The 24,617-nt window shown below is 70.4% G+C and carries 25 protein-coding genes; 15 read left to right on the plus strand and 10 right to left on the minus strand.

The genetic code is table 11. The features are described from left to right. The first annotated feature begins 376 nt into the window (after window positions 1–376). The 6 genes from T336_RS0118695 to sctN are packed head-to-tail and all read left to right on the plus strand — an operon-like array spanning window position 377 to window position 4,943. Entirely contained in the window at window positions 377–895 is a 519-nt protein-coding gene (locus T336_RS0118695; RefSeq protein ID WP_019701368.1) for an HrpB1 family type III secretion system apparatus protein, read from the plus strand. 41 nt (window positions 896–936) lie between these two features. Next, the gene (locus T336_RS0118700; protein WP_019701367.1) at window positions 937–1,317 is read left to right on the plus strand and encodes a type III secretion protein; all 381 of its coding nucleotides are present in this window, start codon (window positions 937–939) and stop codon (window positions 1,315–1,317) included. A gap of 12 nt (window positions 1,318–1,329) precedes the next feature. Then, complete coding sequence (gene sctJ, locus T336_RS0118705; RefSeq protein ID WP_019701366.1) at window positions 1,330–2,193, plus strand: type III secretion system inner membrane ring lipoprotein SctJ; 864 nt, start codon at window positions 1,330–1,332, stop codon at window positions 2,191–2,193. Beyond that, window positions 2,190–2,825, plus strand: coding sequence for a type III secretion protein HrpB4 (locus T336_RS0118710; protein WP_019701365.1), 636 nt, complete (start codon window positions 2,190–2,192; stop codon window positions 2,823–2,825). The genes sctJ and T336_RS0118710 overlap by 4 nt, the downstream gene beginning before the upstream one ends. Continuing rightward, window positions 2,819–3,622 carry a FliH/SctL family protein gene (locus T336_RS0118715; protein ID WP_026433695.1) on the plus strand — a complete coding sequence of 268 codons (804 nt, stop codon included), beginning with the start codon at window positions 2,819–2,821 and terminating at the stop codon, window positions 3,620–3,622. The genes T336_RS0118710 and T336_RS0118715 overlap by 7 nt, the downstream gene beginning before the upstream one ends. Next, window positions 3,615–4,943 carry a type III secretion system ATPase SctN gene (gene sctN, locus T336_RS0118720; protein WP_035226545.1) on the plus strand — a complete coding sequence of 443 codons (1,329 nt, stop codon included), beginning with the start codon at window positions 3,615–3,617 and terminating at the stop codon, window positions 4,941–4,943. Before T336_RS0118715 ends, sctN begins: the two co-directional genes overlap by 8 nt. Window positions 4,944–5,044: 101 nt before the next feature. Here sctN and T336_RS0118725 read toward each other — a convergent pair whose 3' ends face one another. The 4 genes from T336_RS0118725 to T336_RS0118740 all read right to left on the minus strand — a co-directional run bounded on the left by T336_RS0118725 (window position 5,045) and on the right by T336_RS0118740 (window position 8,259). Further along, window positions 5,045–5,395, minus strand: coding sequence for a hypothetical protein (locus T336_RS0118725; RefSeq protein WP_244883988.1), 351 nt, complete (start codon window positions 5,393–5,395; stop codon window positions 5,045–5,047). A 155-nt stretch (window positions 5,396–5,550) separates the two neighbouring features. Continuing rightward, window positions 5,551–7,266 carry a hypothetical protein gene (locus tag T336_RS0118730; RefSeq protein WP_026433698.1) on the minus strand — a complete coding sequence of 572 codons (1,716 nt, stop codon included), beginning with the start codon at window positions 7,264–7,266 and terminating at the stop codon, window positions 5,551–5,553. 4 nt (window positions 7,267–7,270) lie between these two features. Further along, window positions 7,271–7,774, minus strand: coding sequence for a hypothetical protein (locus T336_RS0118735; RefSeq protein ID WP_026433699.1), 504 nt, complete (start codon window positions 7,772–7,774; stop codon window positions 7,271–7,273). Beyond that, a complete protein-coding gene (locus tag T336_RS0118740; protein ID WP_026433700.1) occupies window positions 7,771–8,259 on the minus strand; it encodes a CesT family type III secretion system chaperone in 489 nt (162 codons plus the stop codon). Before T336_RS0118740 ends, T336_RS0118735 begins: the two co-directional genes overlap by 4 nt. A gap of 315 nt (window positions 8,260–8,574) precedes the next feature. On the opposite strand from T336_RS0118740, the gene T336_RS0118745 reads away from it, so the two are divergent. Continuing rightward, window positions 8,575–9,960 (plus strand): leucine-rich repeat domain-containing protein, encoded by a 1,386-nt coding sequence (locus T336_RS0118745; protein ID WP_026433701.1) that lies wholly within the window; start codon window positions 8,575–8,577, stop codon window positions 9,958–9,960. A 128-nt stretch (window positions 9,961–10,088) separates the two neighbouring features. Here the strand turns inward: T336_RS0118745 and T336_RS0118750 are convergent, their stop codons facing one another. The 5 genes from T336_RS0118750 to T336_RS0118770 all read right to left on the minus strand — a co-directional run bounded on the left by T336_RS0118750 (window position 10,089) and on the right by T336_RS0118770 (window position 15,723). Continuing rightward, window positions 10,089–11,861 carry a pectate lyase gene (locus T336_RS0118750; RefSeq protein WP_026433702.1) on the minus strand — a complete coding sequence of 591 codons (1,773 nt, stop codon included), beginning with the start codon at window positions 11,859–11,861 and terminating at the stop codon, window positions 10,089–10,091. A gap of 149 nt (window positions 11,862–12,010) precedes the next feature. After that, window positions 12,011–12,160, minus strand: a complete 150-nt coding sequence (locus T336_RS26785) for a hypothetical protein (protein ID WP_156957901.1) — start codon at window positions 12,158–12,160, stop codon at window positions 12,011–12,013. Continuing rightward, window positions 12,144–13,724: a hypothetical protein gene (locus T336_RS0118760; RefSeq protein WP_026433703.1), complete on the minus strand. Its 1,581-nt coding sequence runs from the start codon at window positions 13,722–13,724 to the stop codon at window positions 12,144–12,146. The genes T336_RS26785 and T336_RS0118760 overlap by 17 nt, the downstream gene beginning before the upstream one ends. Window positions 13,725–14,261: 537 nt before the next feature. Next, a complete protein-coding gene (sctT, locus tag T336_RS25385; protein WP_026433704.1) occupies window positions 14,262–15,176 on the minus strand; it encodes a type III secretion system export apparatus subunit SctT in 915 nt (304 codons plus the stop codon). A gap of 4 nt (window positions 15,177–15,180) precedes the next feature. Beyond that, window positions 15,181–15,723 carry a type III secretion protein gene (locus T336_RS0118770; RefSeq protein ID WP_019702426.1) on the minus strand — a complete coding sequence of 181 codons (543 nt, stop codon included), beginning with the start codon at window positions 15,721–15,723 and terminating at the stop codon, window positions 15,181–15,183. 240 nt (window positions 15,724–15,963) lie between these two features. Between T336_RS0118770 and sctU the strand changes: the two genes are divergently transcribed. Genes sctU through T336_RS0118810 form a run of 8 tightly spaced genes read left to right on the plus strand, consistent with a single transcriptional unit; the run spans window position 15,964 to window position 23,519 of the window. Beyond that, complete coding sequence (gene sctU, locus T336_RS0118775; RefSeq protein WP_026433705.1) at window positions 15,964–17,022, plus strand: type III secretion system export apparatus subunit SctU; 1,059 nt, start codon at window positions 15,964–15,966, stop codon at window positions 17,020–17,022. Window positions 17,023–17,066: 44 nt separating this feature from the next. After that, on the plus strand, window positions 17,067–19,130 hold the full coding sequence (gene sctV, locus T336_RS0118780; RefSeq protein WP_026433706.1) for a type III secretion system export apparatus subunit SctV: 2,064 nt from the start codon (window positions 17,067–17,069) through the stop codon (window positions 19,128–19,130). 8 nt (window positions 19,131–19,138) lie between these two features. Continuing rightward, the gene (locus tag T336_RS0118785) at window positions 19,139–20,038 is read left to right on the plus strand and encodes a type III secretion HpaP family protein (RefSeq protein ID WP_026433707.1); all 900 of its coding nucleotides are present in this window, start codon (window positions 19,139–19,141) and stop codon (window positions 20,036–20,038) included. After that, the gene (sctQ, locus tag T336_RS0118790) at window positions 20,035–21,156 is read left to right on the plus strand and encodes a type III secretion system cytoplasmic ring protein SctQ (protein ID WP_026433708.1); all 1,122 of its coding nucleotides are present in this window, start codon (window positions 20,035–20,037) and stop codon (window positions 21,154–21,156) included. The genes T336_RS0118785 and sctQ overlap by 4 nt, the downstream gene beginning before the upstream one ends. After that, a complete protein-coding gene (sctR, locus tag T336_RS0118795; protein WP_013593006.1) occupies window positions 21,153–21,815 on the plus strand; it encodes a type III secretion system export apparatus subunit SctR in 663 nt (220 codons plus the stop codon). Before sctQ ends, sctR begins: the two co-directional genes overlap by 4 nt. Window positions 21,816–21,835: 20 nt before the next feature. Then, window positions 21,836–22,099 (plus strand): type III secretion system export apparatus subunit SctS, encoded by a 264-nt coding sequence (gene sctS / locus T336_RS0118800; RefSeq protein ID WP_013593005.1) that lies wholly within the window; start codon window positions 21,836–21,838, stop codon window positions 22,097–22,099. Further along, window positions 22,096–23,067 carry a hypothetical protein gene (locus tag T336_RS0118805; RefSeq protein ID WP_026433709.1) on the plus strand — a complete coding sequence of 324 codons (972 nt, stop codon included), beginning with the start codon at window positions 22,096–22,098 and terminating at the stop codon, window positions 23,065–23,067. Before sctS ends, T336_RS0118805 begins: the two co-directional genes overlap by 4 nt. After that, on the plus strand, window positions 23,064–23,519 hold the full coding sequence (locus T336_RS0118810) for a type III secretion system chaperone family protein (RefSeq protein WP_019699786.1): 456 nt from the start codon (window positions 23,064–23,066) through the stop codon (window positions 23,517–23,519). The genes T336_RS0118805 and T336_RS0118810 overlap by 4 nt, the downstream gene beginning before the upstream one ends. Before the next feature lie 34 nt (window positions 23,520–23,553). Here the strand turns inward: T336_RS0118810 and T336_RS0118815 are convergent, their stop codons facing one another. Further along, entirely contained in the window at window positions 23,554–24,357 is an 804-nt protein-coding gene (locus T336_RS0118815; RefSeq protein ID WP_026433710.1) for a response regulator transcription factor, read from the minus strand. Between the last annotated feature and the right edge of the window lie 260 nt (window positions 24,358–24,617).

The raw sequence follows: 24,617 nt of genomic DNA on the forward strand, positions 1-24,617 counted from the left end.
AACATGCGGAACCAGGAGGCGCTCACCGACGCCAGCACCCGCAACATGGCCAAGCAGGCCCTGCTCAACTTCCAGAAGGAAATGGCGGAAATGAACGCCAAGACCATCGGTGCCTTCGGGAAGGGCCTGTCCGGCCTCTCACCCAGTTGATGGATATGGGCTTCCGAGCAGACCTGGCCACCGATCAAGGAAAAAAGCATATGCCGTATGCCGTCTTCCTGGCCGTGGCCATGCTCTCCTGCGCGGCCTACGCGGTTCTGGTGCATTCCGGCGCCGAAGCGGCCACGCAGCCCGCGCAGCACGAGCTGCCGGCCACCTCAAGAACCCATTCCCGCACTCCGGACGCACCCCAAAAAACATCCAGGGAGACCGCTCCATGACCCCCGAACTCTCTCGCCGAGAAGTGGTCGCCGGCCTGATTCATCTGGTGACGAAAGCCATCGAGCTCGAACTCACCGACGACGCCGCCGAAATTCTCCAGGGTGCACGCATCCTGCGCCCGCGTATCGTCGAGCTGGACCTGCTGGAAGGCTGGATCTGCATCCAGCGCGGCCAGGTGGACGAGTGCATCCGCCTCACGCGCAACGTGGAAGGCAGCCCCACCCATTGGGGCATGGCCAAGGCGCTGATGGCGCGCTGCCAGCGTTTCATGCGGGATCCCGCCTGGCGCGCCAATGCCGAAGAGGTGCTGGCAGGCTGCACGGACCCCACGGCCCTGTACCTGGTGCAGCAACTGTTCGCACAGACCCGCGATGCCGATGGCCAGGATGCCGGCCAGGAAGCCGCCCCCCGGGAGGCCGGCGAGACGCCGGATCCGCAGTCCGCCCTCCGCCCGCGCAAGTTCGCGCCCGTGGATCCGCTCACCAACCCCTTCGTATTCCAGCTGCGCGCCTGAGCCCCGCGCGCAGTGCTCCCCTCTCCCTACAGGACAACGCCATGAACGCCCTCCAGCTGCCCGTATCCCCCGCGCCGGCCATCGAATCCGGCGCCGCCCAGCCCAGCCACCTGAGCGCGCTGGCGGAGAAGTTCGCACGCCTGATGGAAGGCAAGCCCCAGTCCACCCTGTCCGAAATGGCTCCGGACTCCACCCTGGGCAACGCGCTGCTGCAGCAGGACGAGTCCATGCGCAAGACGCTGCAGGATATGCACGCACTGGCCCACGCACAGAAAGACAACTCGATGAACGACATCGACATGACGTCCCGCCAGATCGAGCTGATGTACCGGGTGTCCGGCATGCAGTTCCAGTTCCATGCCATGGTCTATCTGGCCCAGAGCGGCAAGAGCGGCCTGCAGACGCTGATGCGCAACCAGTGAGCGGAGGCCACCATGACGCATGACACGCCTTATCCGGCACCGGGCTTCTCGCCGCTGCGCCGGTGGCTCGCTCCCCTCATCCTGCTGCTGGCGCTGGTCGGCTGCAAGGACGACCTCTACACCAAGCAGACCGAGGCAGACGCCAACGACATGGTGGCGGCGCTGCTCGAAAGCGGCATCGACGCGGGCAAGGCGAGCTCCGACGCCGGCAAGACCTGGAACGTGCAGGTGGAAAAGAGCGACGTGGTGCGCTCGCTCGCCGTGCTGCGCTCCTACGGGCTGCCACGCGAGCGCCATGCCACCCTGGGCGAGATGTTCAAGAAGGAAGGCCTGATCTCCACGCCGACGGAGGAGCGGGTGCGCTTCATCTATGGCGTCGCCCAGCAGCTGGAGGCCACGCTGTCGCAGATCGACGGCGTGGTCACCGCGCGGGTGCAGATCGTGCTGCCCAACAACGACCCGCTCGCCTCCACCGTCAAGCCCGCGAGCGCCTCGGTGTTCATCAAGTACCGCGAGAGCGCGAACATCGCCGGACTGACGGCGGGCATCAAGAACATGGTGGCGCGCAGCGTCGAAGGCCTGACGTACGAGAACGTCACGGTCACGCTCGTGCCGGGCATGCCCATCGGCCCCGCGCCGGAGAAAGAGGCCTCGCGCGCCGGCCTCTGGGCCGCGCTGGCCGCCGCCGTGCTGCTGGTGCTGGGCGGCGCGGCGGGATGGGTCGCCTGGAAGCGGCCGGCCTGGCTGCCTGCCGGCCTGCGCCGCAAGCCGGAAGCCGCCGGCGGCGAACTCGCCGCGGACGCATCCGCCCCATCCCCCGCATCCGCGGCCCCCCTGCCGTCGGCCCCCGCCATGGCCAAGGGACTTGCGGGATGAGCCGCGCACGCGATCTCGCCCGCCTGGCCTGCGAACTGCAGGCCCGCATCGACGCGCTGCCCGACCATGTCGATCCCAGCTGGCTGCAGCCCACGGACGCCGTGGGCCCCGCCGCGGCACGCGGCGATGCGCTGCCCCCGCAGGTGCAGGGCGCCCTGTCCAAGGACTGGTTCGTCCGCCGCTGCGGCCCCCTGCCGTCGCTGGAGCGGCTGGAGGACGGCGGCGCACGCCTCGCACTGCTGGACCGGACATCGCTGCTGGCACGCCTGTGCGCGCTGGCGCTGCTGGGCCGGCCCGGCGTTCTGCGCTGCTGCGTGCAGCGCAGCGCGCGCACGGCGCTGCAGGAGGCCCTGGGCCCCGCCTTCGCTCCGCTGCGCGCGCGCGACGGCGGCGCGGCCGTGTCTTCCGAAGTGGCCGGCTGGCCACCGCTCGCATGGTCCTGGGTGGGCTACCGCGAACTGGTGCGCGCCGGTGCCTGGCCGGACCGCGCGCTGCGGCGCATGGTGCGGCTGGCCCTGCCTGCATCGCGCTCCAGCGCCCCCCGCCCCCACCTGGTGCCCCGTGCATCGGCCGCGGCGCGGGAGCGCCTGCAGGCGCTGGAAACCCTTTTCGGGGAGGGCCGCGCATGCTGATCTGGTCTTCTCCCGCAGGCGCCGGCCTGCACTCGCCGACCGGCATTCTCCGGGCCGCCGAATTCGAAACCGCCACCACGGCCGTGGCCGTGCTGGAAGGTGCACGCACCGAAGGCGACCACCTCCTCGCACAGGCAAGACAGGAGGCCGCCGGCCTGCTGAAGGCCGCGGCCAGGCAGGCGCAGGCGCTGCGCGACCAGGCCGCGGCCGATGCCGCAGCGCTGGTCGATCAGGCCCGTGCCGATGCCCGGCTCCTCGCGGAGCAGGCCGTGGCCGACGCCTCCGAGGACGCCGCCCGCCGCTGGCACGCGGAGTTCGCCGCGCTGCAGGCATCGCACGATGCCGCCATGGCGGGCATGGAAAAGCGCCTGGCGGCCGTCGTCGCGATGGCGGTGGAACGCATGGTGCTGGCAGAGCCGAGGCAGGCCCTGCTGCAACGCGCGATCCTGACCCTGCGCGACACCCTGGGCGACGCACGCACCGCGCGCCTGCGCGTCCATCCGGACGATGCAGAAGCGGCACGCGCCGCGCTCTCGGCCATCGGCAGCGACCCCGACGCCCCGCGCGTCCAGGTGGAAGCCGATGCCGACCTCCCGCCCGGCAGCAGCATTTTCGATGCCGACATCGGCCGCCTGGACACCAGCCTGCAGGTGCAGTTGGCCGGCCTGCGCGGCGCGCTGGAGCGCGCCGTCCGCGTGGCCGCCGAGGAGCCGGTCACCGTGGCCTATGCGAGCCGGCTGGGCGAGGATGATGGCCAGGACGACGACCGCCTGCCCCGGGAGGATGACGATGCATGACATGAACGGAACCGCGCGGATCGCCCGCTGGATGGAGCGCGAGATCGCCGCCGCCCCGCTGGTGCGCCGCAGCGGCAAGGTGGCCGAGGTGATCGGCACGCTCATGCGCGTGAACGGCCTGGATGCCAAGCTGGGCGAGCTGTGCCATGTGCTGGACGAGCGCGGCGAACTGCTGCAGGCGGCCGAGGTGGTGGGCTTCGCGAACGGGCAGAGCATTCTCTCGCCCTTCGGCTCCATCCTCGGCGTGCGCGGCGGATCGCCCGTGGTGGGCCTGGGCGAAGTGCTCTCGGTGCCCGTCGGCCCGCGGCTGCTGGGCCGCGTGATCGACAGCCTGGGCCAGCCCATCGATGGCAAGGGACCGCTGGACTGCAGCGAAACGCGGCCCGTGTTCGCACTGCCGCCCACGCCCATGGAACGCGAAATGATCGAGCACCCCCTGCCCACGGGGGTGAAGGCCATCGACGGCCTCATCACCCTGGGCGAGGGACAGCGCATGGGCATCTTCGCACCCGCCGGCGTGGGCAAGAGTACGCTGATGGGCATGCTCGCGCGCGGCACGCAGTGCGACGTCAGCGTGATCGCGCTCATCGGCGAGCGGGGCCGCGAAGTGCGCGAATTCGTCGAGTTCATCCTCGGCGAGGAAGGCATGGCGCGCTCGGTGGTGGTCTGCGCCACCTCGGACCGCTCCTCCAGCGAGCGTGCCAAGGCGGCCCACGTGGCCACGGCCGTGGCGGAGTACTACCGCGACCAGGGCCTGAAGGTGCTGCTGATGATGGATTCGCTCACCCGCTTCGCGCGGGCACAGCGCGAGATCGGCCTGGCCGCGGGTGAACCGCCGGCGCGCCGGGGCTTTCCGCCTTCCGTGTTCGCCGAGATCCCGCGGCTGCTGGAGCGCGCCGGCATGGGCGCGCGCGGCTCCATCACGGCGCTCTACACCGTGCTCTACGAGGATGAAAGCGGCAACGACCCGATCTCGGAGGAAGTGCGAGGCATCCTCGACGGGCACATGATCCTCTCGCGCAAGATCGCCGCGCGCAACCAGTACCCGGCCATCGACGTGCTGGGCAGCCTCTCGCGCGTGATGTCGCAGATCGTGCCGCGGGAACACCAGCAGGCCGGCGGGCGCTTCCGCCAGCTCATGGCCAAATACGAGGAGATCGAACCGCTGGTGCAGATGGGGGAATACAAGCCCGGCAACGACCCGCTGGCCGACGAGGCCATGGAGAAGCACGAGGAGATCCGCGCCTTCCTCAACCAGTCCACGTCCGACCTCTGGGACTTCGGACGCTCCGTCGATACGCTCTCGGACATCTCGGGCTGACACGCCCTGCACGCCCGCGCGGCGGTCGCAGGCGCCCGGTTCCGGGGCACGGCACCCGCGTCCCCGCAGCCGGGCGTGCCAGTCCGCGAGGAGCGGAAGAATCACCCCAAGGGAAACAGTTCAGGCGAAGGGAAGGTGGCCAGCGCCTGCGCCCCGGGCCGAAGCAGGAACTCGACCACCTCGTCGGTGCGTTCGAGCATCAACGCACGCAGCGCGGACTCCTCCAGGGCCAGCCGCAGTGCCTTCCAGTTGGCGCGCAATGGCGCCGTCCGCAGGGCGCGGCCCCTGCCGCCCAGGAATTCCACCACCTGGCGCAGGCGGCCATGGGGCATGGCGTCCAGTTCGCAGAACTGGAAGCGCTCCAGCAACTGGCGGGCGGGAGAACCCGCCGCGCCATCGCCGGGCATGGGCGGGGATGCGCCGGCCAGGGGATCTCTGTCGGGTATGGGCACGGGCCCCGATGCCAGGGTCCGCGCCCCCCGCAGCGGCAGCCGTGCCCCGGCGGCAGGCACCGCGGTGGTGCGAAGCCGCCGGCCCCATCCACCGCGGGAGCGGAGCGGGGAGACGTCCGTCGTGGCTGGCGTCATGCGATAGCCTGGCGCAAGGATCAGACGTTCTCCGCACCCTGGGGCACGGTGCGGCGGTCTTCCGCGGCACGCACGGCACCGTCGGCCTGCCAGGTGGAGCCGATGCTCTTGTAGTTGACGCCAGCCCAGATCCCCTGCGCACCGTTGGTCAGCAAGGCACTGGTCGCCGGGGGCATGTCCTTGGTGAGGAAGCCCACCAGGTCCCCGACCGAGTTGGAGCTGTCGATGATCGCGACGCGTGCGGCGACATGGTCTTTCAGGCGACCGTAGTCGTCGGGCAGGATGCGGGGGGCCAGCTGCTGCTTCGCGCCCGCCTGGCGCGCCTCCTGCTCGGTCACGGAGAACCAGTCCGAGGCCTCCAGCACGGTGTTGATGGCGGCCTTCACGCCGATCATCTTGGCCGTGGCGCCGATGGCGCCCTGCAGGGACACTCCCTCCACCGGCACGCCGCGCAGCACGTCGCGCACGTTCGCCGCCGTCACGCCGGCCGGCAGGCCCAGGGGCGGCAATGCTCCCCAGGCATAGGCGGCCGCCAGGTTGGCCCCCCCATAGAACAGCCCGGCGCCAGTCAGGTGGCTGCCGCTCACCCCGTTGGTCGGCTTGTCAATCTTGATCATGGAGAACTTGGACTGGATGCCGTCCCGCATCAGCGAATAGGCGATCACCTTGGCCTCGCTCGCGATGCTGGATGCCGCGAAGGAGTTGTCGCCGTGCGCCGTGCCGTACGCCGCGAAGCCCACGTTCACCATGACCGAGGCCATCTGCAGCGAAACGACGCGGTCCGAGTGTTGCTGCTGCTCCTTGCGCAGCTGGTTTTTTTCCTCAGGCGTCTTGTTCGCCCACTGCTCGGGGCTCAGCGCATGGAAACCACGCGCCGCCTCGTCGGGATTGCGCTTCTCGCGCACCTGGCGCAGCGCCTGCAGCGACATGTTGACCACGCCCATGCCGATCTCGATGCCCAGCAGCGCACCGGCAGGCGCCTGGCGCAAGCCTGCGATCAGCGCTTCCGCGGCCACTTCGCGCACCGCGGTGGTCACTCCCACGGCGATGCCCTGGTGCGTCAGATGGCCGATGGCCACCTTGGGAATGCGGAAGGCCTGGCTGCCCATGTTCCACGCCGCAGAGACCCCGCTGCGGGCCAGGGAGACAGGGGCCATCGCCGTGCGTCCCAACGCCTCACCGCCGCTCTGCACGGCCTGCCGGGCGGCTGTCGCCCGATGGCGCAGCGCTGTGGTCGCCATCTGCCGCCAGCTTTGCTGTGCCGGCACGGCAGCGCCGTCTTCGTTGCCGGCGGGCGGGGACGGCTGCCGTTCGCCCACGGCTGTGCGGAAGGACTCACGGGCGGCGTCGGAGCCGTCCGCTGCAGGGCGCGCCAGCGAGCCGGAAGGACTGAATTCGATATAGGGCAACTCGTCCTGCAAGGCGTCGGAGTAATGCGTTACCTCCGTCCGGAAGGAAGGATGGCTGGATCCGAGATCGCTGCGGTCCCGCAGGGGCACCATTTCCCGCTGGGGCGACATGTCCATCGCCATGCGCGGTGGGCGCTGGGGGAGCGGCGCGTCCGCGCGGGCACGTCCGCTGTCGCTGCGCACCGGCGGTCCTCCCTCGTTGTTGAAGCGCTGGCTGCCGCGGGCCGACGGGGTCTGCGAGGTGGAGGCACCGGCCTGCGAACCGGAGCCCTGTTCGCCGGCAGCGGGGGTGATGGAAGACCTTTGGGTCGAAGAAAGGGGCGTCATGGCGTCACTCCTGGCGTTCGCCAGCGCCTTGCGCCGGCTGGGAAGGGGAAGGGGGAAGGAAAGAAGAAGCCCCGGAAGGGCTGGGGGCCCGGAAGCCCTGGGCGATCGCGCCCATCTGGCGCACGCCGTTGGCGAGTGCCTGTGCATCGGTCGAAGGCCAGCGGCCCACGAGCACGGGGCCGGCCAGGCTCCGGGCGAACACGACGCCGGCCTTGACGAACAGGTGCATGTTGGCGAGCAGCGCGGCCTGCGCGCGATCGGGATCGGCCAGGTAGTCGGGGCCCAGGTCCACCGACAGCAGCAGCGTTTCCTCTCTGGCATCGGGCGTCACGGCCACGGTGTGCCGTTCCAGCTCGAAGCGGCCGGTGCGCGCGGCCTCCTGCGCCTGACCGGCGCCGGCGCCCAGCACCAGCGCGGCATCGCACACCAGGGCCTGCAGGGCCGGCGAGGCCTCGAATTCCTGCACCGGGGCAGGCGACTGTTTCGACAGGTCGAGCGGGGCGTTCATGCGGCCTCCTTGCCCGTCTGGGCAGCCTGCGCCAGCGCCCGGGCCCCGGTGGACACGGCCTCGCACAGCGACAGCATGCCGTCAAAATGGGCCGCCAGCATGCGGGCGTCGGCCATGCCGGGCTCCAGGGGCATCAGCAGCACCGCGGCGCCGCTGTCGTCCAGGCTGAAAGCCCACGGGGCCAGCAGGATCGCCTGCCCGTTCGCCACCAGCAGGGCCTCGCTCCAGCGGGCCTCCGAGACGCCCTCGGGGCGGGGCAGCAGCGCGGAGGCCAACCAGCGCCCGTCATCGCGCTCCTGCAGGGATGCGATCGCCAGCAGGACGTCGTTGACCATCACCATGCCCTGCTCGGCGAAGGCGCGCACGGAGCCGTCGTCCGCCCCCATGTGCTGCAGGGCGGCCGCCAGGCAGGCGCGGCGCGCAGGGGACAGGGGTATACGGGGCGGCACATGCGCCTGCGCGGATTCGGTTGTCTTCGTTGTCATACTCCTCCAGATTTCTAAAAGGTCCGCCATGTCCGGGTGACCGTCGGATCAGCGCGATGTCCGCGCCGCCGCAGACCAAGCCGCCAGGCGGATCGACTGCTTGGATCCATCCTAGGAAGGTGCCGGCATGCCCGCGCGTGGCGGGCGAAGCCGCATGCGGCACCGCGAAGCCTCCCCTGGCCCTCTCCTGGCCATTCACCGGATCGCCGCCCTCCCTCGCCAGGCCGGCGTTCTCTTCGTGTCCGCAGGCACCTCCGCGCCGCGGCCCCGCCTACCCTGGGCGCTTTCGAATCCGCCTTCGCACGACGACACACCATGAACGCCTTCTGCCATGCCCCTGCCGGCCCGGACGCCGGCCCCGAGGAACACACCGTCCGCGACGTCCAAGGCCTGCTCGCGCTGTGCCGGGAGGACATGCAGGGCCTGCGCGGGCTCACCCTGCGCGGCGACTTCTGCGACGACGACCTGCGCCTGCTGCCCGCCACGCTCCAGTCCCTGGAACTGTCCGACTGCACCGGGTTGACGGCCCGCGGCCTGTCGTGGCTGCTCGCCCTGCCGCTGGCCTCCCTGACCCTGCGGCGCATGGCCCTGCGGCCCGAGGCCGCGCACGCGCTGGCACGCCACAGCCGCCTGGCGAACCTGGAACTGGCCCATGTGCCGCTGGATGCGGAAGGAGCGCGTGCCCTGGCGGGCGCGGGCTCGCTCGCCACGCTGCGGCTGGACCATTGCGGACTCACGCCGGAAGGGCTCGCGGCCATGTCGTCCCTGCCGCGGCTTTCGCGCCTGCAGGCCCGCGGCAACGGACTGGGCCCCGAAGCGGCGACCGCGCTGCTCGGCCTGCGCAGCCTGGCGGAACTGGACCTGGACGGCAACCGCCTGGGGGCCGAAGGCGCCGCCGTGATCGCACGCATGCAGGGCCTGCGGACCCTCTCGCTGAACCACAACGCGCTGGGCGACGACGGCGCATTGGCCCTGGCGGCACTGCCCGGCCTGCAGACGCTGTCGGCCCAGGCCAACCAGATCGGTGCGCAGGGAGCCGCCGCCCTGGCACGCGGTGCCGCGCTGCGCGCACTGGACCTGCACCGCAACCGCCTGGGCGATGCCGGCGTGCGCGCCCTGGCCAAGGGCACCCGGTGGCAGCAGCTCGACCTCGCACGCAATGGCATCGGCGCAGAAGGGGCCGCTGCCCTGGCCCGATTGCCCGCGCTCGCCGCCCTGGTCATCACCCACAACCCGCTGGGCGATGCCGGCGCCGGCGCCCTGGCGGCTTCGGATTCGCTGCGCTTCCTCGATGCGGGAGACTGCCGCATCGGCGATGCCGGCGCGTCGGCGCTCTCGCGCTGCCCCCATCTGGCCTCGCTGGTGCTCAACAACAGTTCGGCCGAGGGTGTGCGCATCGGGGAACGCGGCGCACTCGCCCTCGCCGCCAGCCCGTCCCTGGAGGAAATCGATCTGGAAGGCCATGCCGTGGGATCGACCGGGGCCCGCGCATTCGCCGCCAACCCGCGGCTGCGCCGGCTCGGCCTGGCACGCAACCAGGTCGGCAACGCGGGCGCCCACGCACTCGCCGGCAGCGCCAGCCTGGCCAGCCTGGACCTGTGGGACAACCGCGTCACGGACAAGGCCCTCCACAGCCCCTGCGCCCCGTGGCTGCGCCGCCGCGGCTCTGCGCCGCGCTGGGTGAGCCGCGCGGCCGGCTGACCGCCGGGGGCGCAGGGCGCCCCTGCCCCGAGAAACACAAAAAGGCCCCGGCATGTCGCTCGCGCGCATGGCCGGGGCCTTGCCCGGGTCCACCGGCGGCGGCCTGCGCCGCACGCCGGCAGCCGCCGTCAGCCGGTATAGCGCTTGGTTCCGCGGTGCTGTGCGCCCTCGACCTGCGCAGCCTGGGGTGCGATCACGTCATGGGGCGTGTTCACCACCGTGTTGCCTGCCAGGTGGATCTTCGCCTGCGCGGCATCAGTACGCACCACGGCCTCCTTGCCGTTCTTGAACGACGAACGGGTCACCGAGATATCGATCGGAAAGTCCTTTCCGCCATTGGTCCGCACGGCCTTGCCGAAGGTGTCCGCCGTGAAGTTGTCCAGCTTGAAGGAACCGCCTGCATTGAGCTGGAAGATCTTGTCGCTGGCATTGAAGGCGGAACTGTTGGTGACCTCCACATGCCCCGGCCCCTTCATCGTGAAGGCATCCTCCCCGACATCGGCCCACTTGATGCGGTCGAGCTTCGCATCCCCCATCGCATGGATGCCATCCGCCCCGGACAACTCCAGGTTGGCGATGGCTGACCCCGACTCCATGCGGATCAGCGGCTTCTGGCCCTCGGACTGGCCGCCGTCGCCCAGGGCCGGTCCGGCCTTGATCCGTGCGCCGTTGAAATCCACCTGCACCCCGGCCGGGATCACGCGGGTGGTGTTGTAGATGCCCACGCCGTCCGCACCCACCGCATCGGGCTTGAGCGCCTCCTGCAGCTGCTTGGCCTGCGCGCTGCTCAGGGGCCTGGAGGGATCCGTGGAGCGGATCACCGGAGCGCCGCCCTGGCCGGAAGGCTCCGCCACGCCGTGCGGGCCGTCCACGCCTTTGCTTCCAGCACCACCGCCTGCACCGGCGCAGGTACCGGTAACTGCGCCGGTATGACCGGGGCTGGCACCGCCGCCGCATGCGGGTGCACCTGCGCCCGGACCGCCACCCGAGCCACAGCCCTGGCCTGCCGGTCCACCGCCATCGGGCCTGCCGCCGGACAGCATCGTGACCAGTTGCGTCAGCAGCGCCAGGATCTGCTGGAGCGAATTCCTGCCGCCCTGGCCTTGCAGCAGCTTGTCCACGCCGCTCGTATCGCCCTGCATGAAGGCGCCCAACAGTTGCTTGACGAGCTCTGCCATGGCCTCGGCGCCACCGCCGCCGGCGGCATGGCTGCAACCCGCCGCGCCACCACCCGCTGCCTGCAGGCCCAGGCCCAGGAGCTGCACGAACTGCTCCAGCACCTTCAGGAGGACATCGGAGCCGGAGCCGCCGCGGTGGCCCAGCAGCTTGGCGAGCGCCTGGGGATTGCCGAGCAGCATCGCCAGGATCAGCTGACGCACGAGATCGCTCAGGTCATCGTCGTCATCCCCGTTGCCGCGGCCCACGCAGCCGGAGCCGCTGGCCGCGCCGTTGCCCGAGATCGCATCGAGGTTCTTGAGAAAGTCCTTCGCGAAGGACTGGAAGCTCCCGTTTTCCGCGCCGTCGTCCAGCCGGTCGAGGGTGCGGACATCGGTGCCCAGGGCGCGTGCCAGCTTGTTCGCGAACGCGTTCGCCCGCACGGCCGCCAGCGATTTCTCCAGCGCCTTGCCCAGGTTCTTGAGCAGTTCGGCGAAACGCTGCAGCACTCCTTCAGGGCCGTTGCACTGCCCCTGCGCGGAGCGCGTCCCGCTGGCACCGCAATAGCCACCGACGCCATGGCTGCTGCCCTGGGCGGCACCCTGCAGTGCGTGGAGCACCTGCTCCAGCACCTGCAGCGCGAGCTGATCGAGCACCGGCTCCGCACTGCCGGCCGGCGTGGCCACCGGCGTCTCGGTGATCTGCAGTGACGTGGATTGGGAATATGTCTGAACAGAGACGGACATGGATGTGGGTTCCTGTGAATGGTTGGAAGAGAAACGGATCCCTGCGGGACAGGGCCTCGCTGCGGGCGTGGCAGCTGCGCGCCCTCCCTCGGCAGCCTGCAGGCGGGCATTCCGGCGGAATGTGGAAAGGAGACCGGCGCGGGCCGAGTTCAGAAGGCCATGCCGCGGCCGGTCCGGGGCCGGCCGGCAGCCGCCGCCGCCGCCGGCGCGGCATGTTCCCCGGCGGGCCGGGGCACCGCCCGCGGCGACGGACCGCCCGTGGGCAGTCCGCCGTACTGCAGGTCAGCGGGACGCTGCATGCTGCTCCTGCTGGGGAGCGGGAGCGGGAGCCGGAGGCTGCGTGGCTTCGGGCTGCTGCACCTTGACCGGCTCCGGCTGCGACACCGGGGGCGGGGGCGGGGTCTTGGCCCGGGGATCGGAATCACGCTGCGTGCCATCTCGGGTCTCCGACTCGGTCGAGGCGGGCTGGGGTGCCGGGGTGCTCGACGGCTGGGGCGCCGGGGCCGGTGCGGGAGTCGGCGCAGCCTGGCCGCCCTGCGGTGCCTGGCCGCCCTGCGGTGCCTGGCCGCCCTGTGCGCCGCCTGGAGCCGGCGATCCACCGCCGCTGCCGCCACCCTGGCCGGCGCCATCGCTGCCGGGCTTCTTGCCGGTCAGCGCCTCGATCAGCTTCATCAGCATCTCGAGGATCTGCTTGAGCTGCTCCTGGCCTTTCTCGCCCTTGAGCATGTTGTCCACGCCGCTGGTATTGCCCTTCGCGAAATCGTCGAGCAGTTGCTTGATCTGGTCCTCGGGGCTGCCGGCACCGTCGGCGCCCTGGGCGCCACCGCCCGAGCCGCCCGCACCCTGCGCGCCGCCAGCCTCCGGCGAGCCGCCGCCAGCGGGAGCACCGCCACCGGCACCTTGCGCGCCGCCGGCACCACCCTGGGCGCCACCTGCCCCGCCCTGCGCACCGCCGGCACCGCCAGCGCCCTGGGGAGCACCGGCACCACCGCCGTTGCCGCCGCCCTGGCTGCCGTTGTTGCCCTTCAGGGCCATTTCCAGCAACTGGATGAACTGCTTGAGCACTTCCATCAGCTTGTCGAGCGAGGCGTCGCCCTTGCCGTCCGCACCGCCCTTGTCGCCGGCACCGTCCTTGCCCGACACGTTGTCCGCGCCCTTGGAATCGCCCTTGAGCAGGCGTTCGATCAGCTGCTTGACCAGATCGCCGATGCTGCCATTGGAGCCGTCCGAGCCATCCGCGCCGCCGGCGCCGCCAGCGCCTTCGGCTCCGCCGGTTCCACCGGCACCGCCCGCCCCATCCGCGCCGCCGGCATTGCCCGCGCCGCTGGCACCGCCGCCCGAGCCACCGCCCACGCTGCCGCTGCCGTCGGCGCCGCCTGCACCACCTGCACCGCCGCCCTGGGAAAGCGCGTCCAGGTTCTTCATGAAGTCCTTGGCGAAGTCGTTGAAGCTGCCGTTTTCCTTGCCGTCATCGAGCTTGTCCAGCGTCTTGGCGTCCGTGCCCAGCGCGTTGGCCAGCTTCTGCGCGAAATCGTTGGCCTTCTGGTCGTTGAGCGACTTGTCCAGTGCTTCGCCCAGGCCCTTGAACAGTTCGGCAAAGCGCTGCAGCGCACCTTCCGGGCCCGAACCTCCCTGGTTGCCGCCGGCACCGCCGGGACCGGACGCGGAATCGGCACCACCGGGTGCCTTGCCGCCGTCCTTGTTGCCGAGCTTGTCCTGCAGCGCCTTGAGCACCTGCTCGATGATCAGCATCATGATCTGCTGCAGCGGATTGTCTCCGCCGCTGCTGCCGGATGCCGCAGACGAATCGCTGGAAAGGCCCAGCGAGGAGGTTTGCATCTGCGTCTGGAGAGAAATGGCCATGGATGAACTCCTGTGAAGTGAATCAGAAAAGCAGCGGCCGCCTTGCGGCGGACGCCGTTGCCGCAGTCCTGGGAAGCAACCGCTCCCCGGACCACCGCCGAGCGATGGCCGGCATGCACGGCCGGCCACCCCGAAGGCGGCCGGCGGCAGGCATGCCGGGCAACACGTCCCGACCTCCCGCTCCTGGCTGCGCACTTTCCGCCGCGGGCACGCAGCGCGCCGACACTCCGAACCAGGAAGGAGCGACGGCGCGCTGCGTGCACGGAAGCAGAAACCCGCACGGCAGGCATCAGGAGATCGCATTGGCACGTTAAGAGCCGCCCCCCGCAGTCCACGGGCGCCACGCGAAGACGGCGCAGCGGATGCGAACCGTCTGCGGCAACAGGCATGGCTGCAGCGGATGCCCGGAGCGAACGGAGCAGGCGCAAAGGGGCACGCGGCACGCGCCCTTCATGCAGGGCGGGCCCACGGCGACAAGCGCCGGGCGCCCCACGGGGCGTGCCGGCGCACGAATGGAGTGAAGACTGCGGAGCGGGGCTATCTGCCTGCAGCGGCGCTCGCGCTCGCGGCAGGGGCCGGCGCCGGCGCGGGCACTGGTGGCGAAGCCATGCCTGCGGGGCCGGGATCCGCCGGGTCACGCGGGGCGAAGACGCGCTCCAGCCGCTGCGCCACGGGCCGCAGGGTGAGCTGCTCGCGCACCTGGTGGAAGAAGACACCCACCAGCAGCACCAGCAGGAGCATGGTGGCCGCGCCCTTGATGGGCTGCGCCAGGCTGCCCGGCTCGAGCTTCTCGGCCGCCTTGCTGAGAAGCCCCATGCCCAGGTCGATCAGCATCAGCGTCATGAGCACCGGCCCCGCGATCTTGAGCACGGTCTGCGCGTAGCCGGCAACCTCGTCGGGAAAGAAGCGTTCCGCCAGCACCGGCCAGCTGGGCATCATCCCCGTGAGCGGCCACCAGTCGTAGCTGTCGAACAGCAGCCCCACGAACACCATCATGCCGCCCAGCATGTAGAAGCCCACGATCGCCAGCTGCATGAGCAGGTTGCCCACCGGCGTGCTCTGCTGCCCGCTGAGCGGGTTGGTCTGCTGGATGTTGTTGTAGCCCGCCTGGTTGTCGATCAGCATGCCGATGCCTTCGGCCGCCCAGAACACCACCGAGACGGCGAATCCGATCAGCATGCCGATCAGCGCCTCCTTCACCACCAGGGCGATGAAGACCAGCGGGCCGGTGGACTCGAGCAGCCCCGAGGGCTGCCCCCACGCCACGAAAGCCCCCAGCAGCAGCACCGTCCCGTTGCGCACGCGCCCCAGCAGCAACTGGTCATTGGTCGCAGGCAGCACCAGCATGGCCGCGTAGAAGCGTGCGCAGCAAAGCGCGAGCAATCCCAGCATGCCGTGCAGGTCCCCGCCCAGCCGGACCAGCGCATGCCCATTCTGCAAATACTCTTCCATCGCGTCAGGCCTCCACCGCCCTCGATGCCCCGGATCGCGCGCCGGTGCGCCGCCCCTGCCGCGCAGTGGCCAGCATGCGGGCCACCGCGGTTTCCTCGGCCTCCTCGTCCTGCGCGTCTTCCTGCGCGCGCTCGGCGGCCGCAAGGGCCTGCTCCAGGCGCTCGCGCGTGGCTTCCAGCTGCCGCTGCGCACGGCGCACGGCCGCGTCGCGCAGCCGGACCTGCTCGCGGGCAGCCTCCACGCGCCCCCGGGCCTGCGCCGTATGGCGCTCGGCCTCCGCGCTCTGGCCCTGCGCCTCGGACACCAGCATCTGCAGGGTGATCGCATCGTTGGCCACGAAGCAACTGCCCGTCGACGTGGCCGACGCCAGCCGCTCGCGGCGCGCACGCTCCGCATCGCGCGCATGCGACTCCTCGGCCTGCGCCTGTGCCAGTCCCTCCTCTTCGCCTTTCAGCGACTGGATGCTTTCCTGCAGGGCCGCTTCGGCCTGCTCCGTGCGGCGTGCCTTGAGGCGCACCAGCGTGCGCAGGCCCTTGATCGTGCTCACGAGTTCTCCATCGGCCGATCCACCCCGGCCTGCTGGCCAGCAGCCTGGGGCATGGCGGCCCGCGCGGCGGCGGACGCCCCGAAGCCGTCCACCGGAATGCGAAACCCCGGGACGCACGCGCCCGCGCCCGGCCATCGCTTCGCGCCGGGCGGCACCGCTTCGCCCGGCACGGGGCACCGCAGCCACCCGGGCCCTAGATTGGCGCATGCCGCGCATTCCGCGCCGGATCGATGGCCCACCATGTCGGAAAAAACCGAAGAGCCCACAGCCAAGAAACTCAAGGACGCCCGCAAGAAGGGCCAGACCACCAAGAGCCAGGACCTGGTGGCCGGTGCCGTCCTGGGAGCGGCCCTGCTCGTCCTCACGGGTGCGGGGCCCCTGCTCTACGACCGCGTGCGCCGCATCGTCACCACGGCGCTGGAGCAGGGCGTGCGCGTGCACGGCACGCAGGAGCTGCTCGCGCTGCTGTCCTCCATGGCGCTCGACGGCATGGCGGTGGCCTTCGGGATGGTCATCGTCTCCGTGCTGGTGGCCGTGCTGGCCCTGCTGCCGCAGGTCGGCTTCATGATCACCTTCGAGCCCCTCACGCCCAAGTTCGACAGCCTGAACCCCGCCGAAGGGCTCAAGAAGATGTTCAACGCGCGGTCGCTCGTCGAATTCGCCAAGTCCGTCCTCAAGGCGGTCGTCTTCGGCGCCGTGCTGTGGCACATCGTGACCGGGCTGGTGCCCCTGCTCGTGGCCTCGGTCTATCTCACACCCGAGGCCAGCGGAAAGATCGCCTGGAGCGCGCTGCTGAAGCTCTTTTCGTTCGCATTCCTCGTCTTCCTGGTCATCGCCCCCCTGGACTTCGGCCTGCAACACTGGCTCTTCGTCCGGGACCAGCGCATGAGCAAGGACGACGTGAAGCGCGAGAACAAGGACAGCGAAGGCGATCCGCACCTCAAGGGCCACCTCAAATCGCTGCGCGAGGAAATGGCGACATCGCCGCCGCAGGAACGGGTGCCGGGCGCCACGGTGGTCGTGACCAATCCAACCCACTACGCCGTGGCGCTGCGCTACGAAGCCGGCGCGACCCCATTGCCCATCGTCGTGGCCAAGGGGATGGACGAACAGGCGGCCGTCATCCGCGGACTGGCCGCGCTGCACCACATCCCGCTCATCGCCAATCCGCCGCTGGCGCGTGCCCTGCACAAGCTGCCGCTGGACCAGCCCATTCCCGAGGAACTGTTCGAGGCCGTCTCCGTCGTGCTGCGCTGGGTGGCGGAACTCGACCGGCTCGGCGGCGGCAGCCCGCGCTGACGCCCTGCTTTCCATCCCGTGCCCCGCTCCCCGAGGACCCTTCCATGGCCAAACGATTCGACTCCACCCTGGTCAACGACCTGACGATGGCCGGCTTTCTCGTCGGCGTGATCGCGCTGATGATCCTGCCGCTGCCCACGCTGCTGATCGACTCGCTGCTCGCGATCAACCTCAGCATCAGCGTGCTGCTGCTGATGACCACCCTGTTCATACCGGACGCGGTCTCGCTCTCCACCTTCCCTTCGCTGCTGCTGTTCACCACGCTGTTCCGGCTGTCGCTGAACATCGCCTCGACCAAGGCCATCCTGCTGCACGCCGACGCGGGCCACCTGATCGAGAGCTTCGGCCAGCTCGTGGTGGGCGGCAACCTCGTGGTGGGGATCGTGGTGTTCCTGGTGATCACCATCGTGCAGTTCATCGTCATCGCCAAGGGCTCGGAGCGCGTCGCCGAAGTCGGCGCGCGCTTCACGCTCGATGCGCTGCCCGGCAAGCAGATGAGCATCGACGCCGACCTGCGCGCCGGCCTGCTCACCGCCGACGAGGCCAAGGCCAAGCGCGCCCGGCTCAGCATGGAGAGCATGCTGCACGGCGGGATGGACGGCGCGATGAAGTTCGTGAAGGGCGACGCCATCGCGGGCCTCATCATCACGCTGGTCAACATCCTCGCGGGCATCGTGGTGGGCATCATGTACCACAGCATGACCGCCGGGGAGGCAGCCAACCGCTTCGCCGTGCTGTCCATCGGCGATGCCATGGTCTCGCAGATTCCCGCGCTCTTCATCTGTATGGCCGCCGGTATCCTGACCACCCGCGTGGCCGACGAGCACCGCAAGAAGCCCACTTCCCTGGGCGAGGACATGACGGAGCAGCTCACGCGCAATACCCGCTCCATGTACCTCGCGGGCGCCCTCACCCTGGGCTTCGCCGCCATTCCGGGCTTTCCCGCCGTTCCGTTCTGCCTGCTGGCGGCGGGTCTGGTGGGCGGCGGCCAGTGGCTGGCGCGCAGCCGCAAGTCTGCCACCCCGGGCAGCGCCAAGACCCACTCCAAGCCCATCGCCTCCCTGCTGCGCGAAGGCGGCAAGGGCGAGGGCACGGCCATCCAGCACCGCGCGCCCGAGTTCGCCAAGCCGCTGTCGATCCGCCTGTCGGACCCGCTCGCCCGCCTGCTCAATGCCGAGCGGCTCGACCAGGCCCTGAACAAGGAGCGCGAAGGGCTGCAGACGCGGCTGGGACTGCCCTTCCCCGGCGCCGCGATGTGGGTCTGGGACGGCCTGGAGGAGCTGCGCTTCGACATCCTCATCAACGACGTGCCCGTGGCCCAGCCCCAGTTGCCCGGCGACATGCTCCTGCTGCTGGACCCGCAATCCCCCCTGGCTGCGCAGGCCCAGCGGCACGGCCCGCTGCTGGGCATGGAGGAATCGCTCTGGGTTCCCCAGGCGGCCATCCCGCCCGCGCAGCGCACCGGGGCCTGCCTGGAGGTCGAGCAGGTGATCGCCCGCGAAGTGGTGGAGATGCTCCAGCGCCACGCCCACCTGTTCATGGGCGTGCAGGAAGTGCAGTGGATCATCGAGCGGGCCACGCCGGAATATCCGGGGCTGGTGGCCGAAGTGCAGAAGGTCATGCCGCTGCAGCGCATGGCCGAAGTGCTGCGCCGCCTGCTGGAGGAACAAGTGCCCATCCGCAACATCCGCAGCATCTTCGAGAGCCTCATCACCTGGGCGCCCAAGGAAAAGGACCTGCTGCTGCTCACCGAATACGTGCGCTCCGACCTGGGCCGCTACCTCGCGCACGAGGCCGGCGGCGGCCAGCGGCACATCTCGGCCATCCTGCTCGCGCCTGAAATCGAACAGGCGATCCGTGGCTGCATCAAGCCCACGCCCGCCGGCAACTACCTCGCCATGTCGCCCGACGACGCGCGGGACATCACCGACCGCATCGCGGCCGTCGCCCGCTCGTCGCCCGCCACCGGCGTGGCCCTGGTCACGTCGATGGACATCCGCCGCTACGTCAAGAAGATGATCGAAGGCCGCATCGACTGGCTGCGCGTGTATTCCTTCCAGGAACTGGGCAGCCTGATCGAGCTGCGGCCGATCGGCCGCGTCGCCTAGCCTGCGCCATGGGCCGAGACCTCTCGCAACTCCGCCCGGCCCCCTCCGGCGGCCGCCGCCTGGCCCCGGAGGCCGCATGGCGCGGACCATCCACCCTGCCGCAGGCGGCCGGCGCCGCGCACCGGTTCCAGCGCCACCTGCTGGGCAGCGCGGCCGACGATATGCCGGAATCCGCCGGTTTCCTGCAGATGCCCGGACGGCGTGCGCCCGCGGCCCCCGCCGAGCCAGGCTCACCCGCCGCGGCCCCGCCAGTGCATCCGCTGCCTGTCCACGCCTGCAGCCCGGACGAGGGAGCCCCGCCGTGGTCCGGCCCCGAGGCCATGGCGGAGAGACAGGCCCGGACCAGCCAGCAGGCGGAGGAAGACGACCCGGCGGCCGGCCGCGCCACGGCGCAGGACGGCGCCACGCCATCCGCCGGCACCGCGGACTCCATGCAGGAAGCTGCCCTCGCCGCGCCTCCCGGCACGCCCCTCCCGCCGTCCCCCGCTCCGGCCCCGCCGCCGCCCCCACAGGCGCCGCCGCAGGCGCGCCAGGACGGCGACACCTCCCGGCAGCCCAGGCAGGACTCCGGAGCGGAACAGCCCGGCGCCGCCGCACCGGCACGCCCCGCCTCGGCCGATGCGCCCGCGTGGCTGCAGGACACCGTGCAGCGCATCGCATGGCTGTGTGCCCAGGCGGATCCGGCCTTCCAGTCCTGGTCCGTCACGGTGCCGATGGACCCGGCCGTGCTCCCGGAAAGCGAAGTCGCCCTCACCCTTTCGCCTTACGCGATGAGCCTTCGGTTCCGCACCCGGTCGTCCGAATCGGCACGGCTAATCTCCCTCCATCGCGATCCACTGCGTGCGCAGCTCGAGGCATTGGGCCCCGGGCAGCGCGGCATCGACATCGATCTGGAATCTCCAACGTGAACGTCCTTGCGCCCCCATCCGCCGCCAACGCCGAACTGGCCGACTGTCTGCCGACCGTGCCCGCCGGCGAGGCGCATCTGGCGCGCATCGCCTTCGACCGCCGCTTCGCGCGCTGGGCAGCCGGCCTCTTCGGACAGCCGCAAGGGCGCGTGGCAGCTGCCACGCCCGGCCACCGGCACGAAGCGGCGATGCTGGACTTCTCCTGCATGCACGGACACCTGCAGGTCTCCGTACCCGTGTCGGCCTGGCCGGCGCTCGGCATGGCGGCCCGCCTCGCCGATGCCGCGCTGGCGCGCGAAGTGGCGGAAACCCTGCTCGCAGGCCCCCTCGCCGCCGCGGCCCCGGTGCTGCCAGGCCTCGCCCTGTCCGGCGTGGCCGTGCGCCTGGCCGTGCAGGCGCCACTGGAATGGATATACGGCGGCCTGCGCATCGGCCTGCATGCCATCGACGGCACCGTGGCCGCCCGGCTGCAGGCCAGCCTCGCGCAATCCGCGCAGGCCGACGGCGCCCCCCTCGCGGCGCTGCGCCTGCCCGGCACCGTCCGCCTCGCCACCCGCAGGCTCGCGCCCGCGGACCTCGCCACCCTGGCGGCAGGCGACGTCGTCCTGTGCGGCACGCTCGCCGCAGGCCGGCGGCGCCCCTGCCATCTCTCTTTCGGACTGGGAACCACCATGCACATACCCGCAGAACTCGATCTGGACGACTCCGAAATCGCCCTGCACGCCGCGCCGCAGGCCGATGCCTTCGCGGACCTGGACGATGGCAGCGGCGAGCCGGCCTCCGCCAGCGCCGGCGCGGAAATCCCGGAAGACACCGGCAGCGAAGCCGCCCCCCCGGCCACGCCCCTCCCCCTGGCCGACATCGGCGGCATCCGCGTTCCCGTCGCCATCGAGATCGACACCGCGCACATCCGCCTGGACGAACTCGCGGCGCTGGATGCGGGCTCGGTCGTCCCGCTCGCCGTCCCCGCCCGCGACGCCACCGTCCGCCTCGTCTGCCACGGCCAGGTCGTGGGCACGGGCCGCCTGGTCGTGATCGGCGAGAACCTGGGCGTGCGCATCGCGCACACGGCGGAGGCCGGCTCAGCGGCATCGCCCACGGCGGCGGATGCGCCATGACGCCGATTTCGGGACTCGATCCCATCTCGCTGGCGCTGGCGCTGATGCTGCTGGCGGTGCTGCCGTTCGCAGCCATGATCGTCACGTCCTACACCAAGGTAGTGGTGGTCCTGGGCCTGCTGCGCAACGCGCTCGGCGTGCAGCAGGTGCCTCCCAACATGGTGCTCAACGGCATCGCCATCATCATCTCGGTGTACGTCATGGCCCCGGTCGCCATGGAGGCGTCGGACCGCATGCAGATGCTGCCGCCCTCCGCGCAGAGCTCCAACACCCAGCAGATGCTCGCCGCCGCATCGGCTGCGCGCGAGCCGTTCCGCAAGTTCCTGGACAAGCACGCCGACGCCGCCGAGAAGGCGTTCTTCCTCAAGTCGGCCCAGGCGCTCTGGCCCGAGGACCGTGCCCGGTCGCTGCAGGCCGACGACCTCGTCGTGCTGGCACCCGCCTTCCTGCTCACCGAGCTCACCGCCGCCTTCCGCATCGGCTTCCTGCTCTACCTGGCCTTCATCATCGTCGAGCTGGTCATCGCCAACGTCCTGCTGGCCATGGGCCTGTCCCAGGTCTCCCCCACCAACGTCGCCATCCCCTTCAAGCTGCTGCTCTTCGTCGTGCTCGACGGATGGTCCCAGGTGATGCACGGGCTGGTCATGACCTACCGCTGACCGCACAGGGCATGCATGCCATGAACCACGACAACATCGTCCAGCTCACCTCCGAGGCGCTCATGCTGTGCCTGCTGCTGTCGCTGCCGGCCGTGGCCGTCGCGGCGATCGTCGGCCTGCTCGTGGCGCTGGTGCAGGCCGTCACCTCGCTGCAGGACCAGTCGATCTCGCAGGGCATCAAGCTCATCTGCGTGACGGTCACCGTCGCCGTGAGCGCACCCTGGGTGGGCAGCACCGTACTGCAGTTCTCCCAGCGGCTTCTCACAGCGGTGTTCACGCCATGATGCAGAACCTGTTCTCGGTATTCCGGCTGAAGCAGCTGCGCACGCGCCAGCTGCAGCAACAGCAGCTGGTCAAGCGCGAAAACCTGCGCACGCAACTGCATGAAGAAGCCGTGCAGGACCGGCAGCGCGCCGTGCTCCAGGGCCGCTATGGTGACTACGTCTTCAAGACGCTGGGACGCCCACCGCCCCCGCCGCCGCCCCGGCACAGCCACCTGCCGGGCCAGGGCAGCGAGCATGCGCCCACCGAGGAGCGCACGCCGCTGGACTTCCTGGCCGACTTCGAACAGGCCAGGGAAACCGGCGAATCCGCGCGCAGCGAGCACAAGGGCCAGGAAGAGGAAAGCAGCCGGGAGGTGCGCGAGCGCGGCCGCGAAAGCCTTACCGAGCGCCGGCGCGACCAGGAGGAGCAGGAGCATTACGCCCAGGACATCTTTCTGCAGCCCGGCAGCAACACGGCGCAGCAGGACACGCGCGATGGCGAATCCGGCTCCGGCGGGCAGTCCGGCGGCCACCAGGGCGGCGATGGCCGCGGCCATGGCGGCCAGGCCCAGGCGGGTGGCAGTGCGGCGAAGCTGCGCATGCAGGCCATGCTCGCGGACCTCGAGTTGGGCATGTCCAGCGACGACCCCATGGTGCAGGCCGACACGCTGGTGGCCGCGCTCGGCTCCATCGTCTGGGCTTCGCACGGCGCCGGGCACCCGGTACAGGCCATGCTGCTGGCACGGATCGCCGAGCACCTGCGCCGCCAGAACGGCGGAAAGCCGCTCACCACGGTCGCCGAAGTGCGCGAGGCGCTGCTGCGTGCCGGCATGGACGTCTCGAGCAAGCCGTCCGACCGTTTCGCGCTGCTGCCCCTGCAGCTCCTGAACTACAGCAGACCCCGCACCACGTCACAGCTGCGGCTCACGACGGAACGGCTGGCCGGCGGTCCGGCATGGCTTCTGCCGCGCATGCCCGAAAGATCATGAGCTTCCAGCAGTACGAACAACTCGTCACCGATCTCTGCGGTGTCATCGACCTGCCCGATTCCCGGGCCGTGCTGGACCGGGGCTGGGTGGAAGTCGAAGGCTTCGAGGTCCAGATCGCGCACTACGAGAACGACGTGGGCGCGATGTACCTGAACTTCCATTTCGGCATCGTCACGGCAGGCCGCACGCTGGCCGTGTACCGCCTGCTGCTGGAGGCCAACCTCACTGTCTATGCGCAGGACCAGGCGCAGGCCGGGATCAACCCGGACACCGGCGGCATCATCCTCATCGTGCGCGTGCCGATGACGCCCGACATCACGGGCACCTGGCTGGCCGAAACGCTCACGCACTATGCCGAGCACGGCCGCTACTGGAGCGACAACATCCTGACCTCCACCGACGAGGCCTTCACGGGGATCTGCTCCGGCGAATACCTGTGGATCAAGGTCTGAGCCCGGCCCCGGGCGGGGCCGGCAGGCCGCCGGCTCAGCTGCCCAGCGGCGGCATGGAGAACATCGCCGCCATGGCCGCGGGCGCCGCGGGCACCACTGGCACCGCTGGCCGGACCCGGGACACCTGCATGCCGGGGGGCTGCGCGACCGGAGCGGTGGTGGATTCCTCGGTGGACGACATGAGGCGGTAGCCCCGGCCGTACGCGGCCTGCACATGCAGGCTGCAGCCGCACTGGCGCAGCTTCACGCGCAGCTTGTAGATGTGCTGCTCCAGCGTGCGCTTGTTGGATTCGACCGACCGCCCCCAGACCCGGGCCACGATGGTGGGCGAGGACACCACCTGGTTGGGCCGCGAGAACAGCAGCCAGGCGAGTTCGCATTCGCGGTGGGTGAGCTCGACCACCGTGCCGCGATGGACGAAGCACTGGCGGGCCGGATCCAGCTCGCAGCCATCCACCGTGATCGACCGCGCGGTCTCCAGCGCATAGGCCTCGACATGACCGCGCAGCCGCGCCTTCAGTTCGTCATGGCCCACCCGGGACAGGTTGATGTAATCCACCGCCCCGCACGCCAGGGCCGTGCCGAAGCCGGCCTGCAGCTCGGAGCCGGCCACCAGCACCGGCACGTGGGCCGAGATGCAGCTGCGGATCAGGCCGAGGTCCTCGGCCAGCGTACCGCCGCAATCCTCCAGGATGACCGCATCGGGCGGGTGCCGACGGGCCTGCATCCGGAAGGCAGCGATGCTGACCTGCAAGATGGCCTGGATGCCCCCTCGATTCAACAAATCCACCAGGAATTGATTTACCGCCGAACGGCGCGACAGCAATGCGACTCGCATGAATTTCCCCATACGCAAACGTTTTCGTAGATCTAGTCATGACCATGACAGTCATGTGTCAGCCACCGGGATATTCACAATTTTTGCATTTCATTGCAAATATCCGTGCGTGAGTAGCGACAGGCGCAAGCTTAGTTCATTCCGGCCGAGATAGGTGTATTGATCGTCTGTAAGACGTCGATAGGAATATGCAATTTCCTGCAGGAATTTGTATCAATGATTCTGGCGATGCTTCCACTTGCTAATCCGCGAAGTCAATA

Origin of the sequence: Paracidovorax oryzae ATCC 19882 (genome assembly GCF_000687165.1) — a bacterium.
In the GTDB taxonomy this organism is placed as follows: domain Bacteria; phylum Pseudomonadota; class Gammaproteobacteria; order Burkholderiales; family Burkholderiaceae_C; genus Paracidovorax; species Paracidovorax oryzae.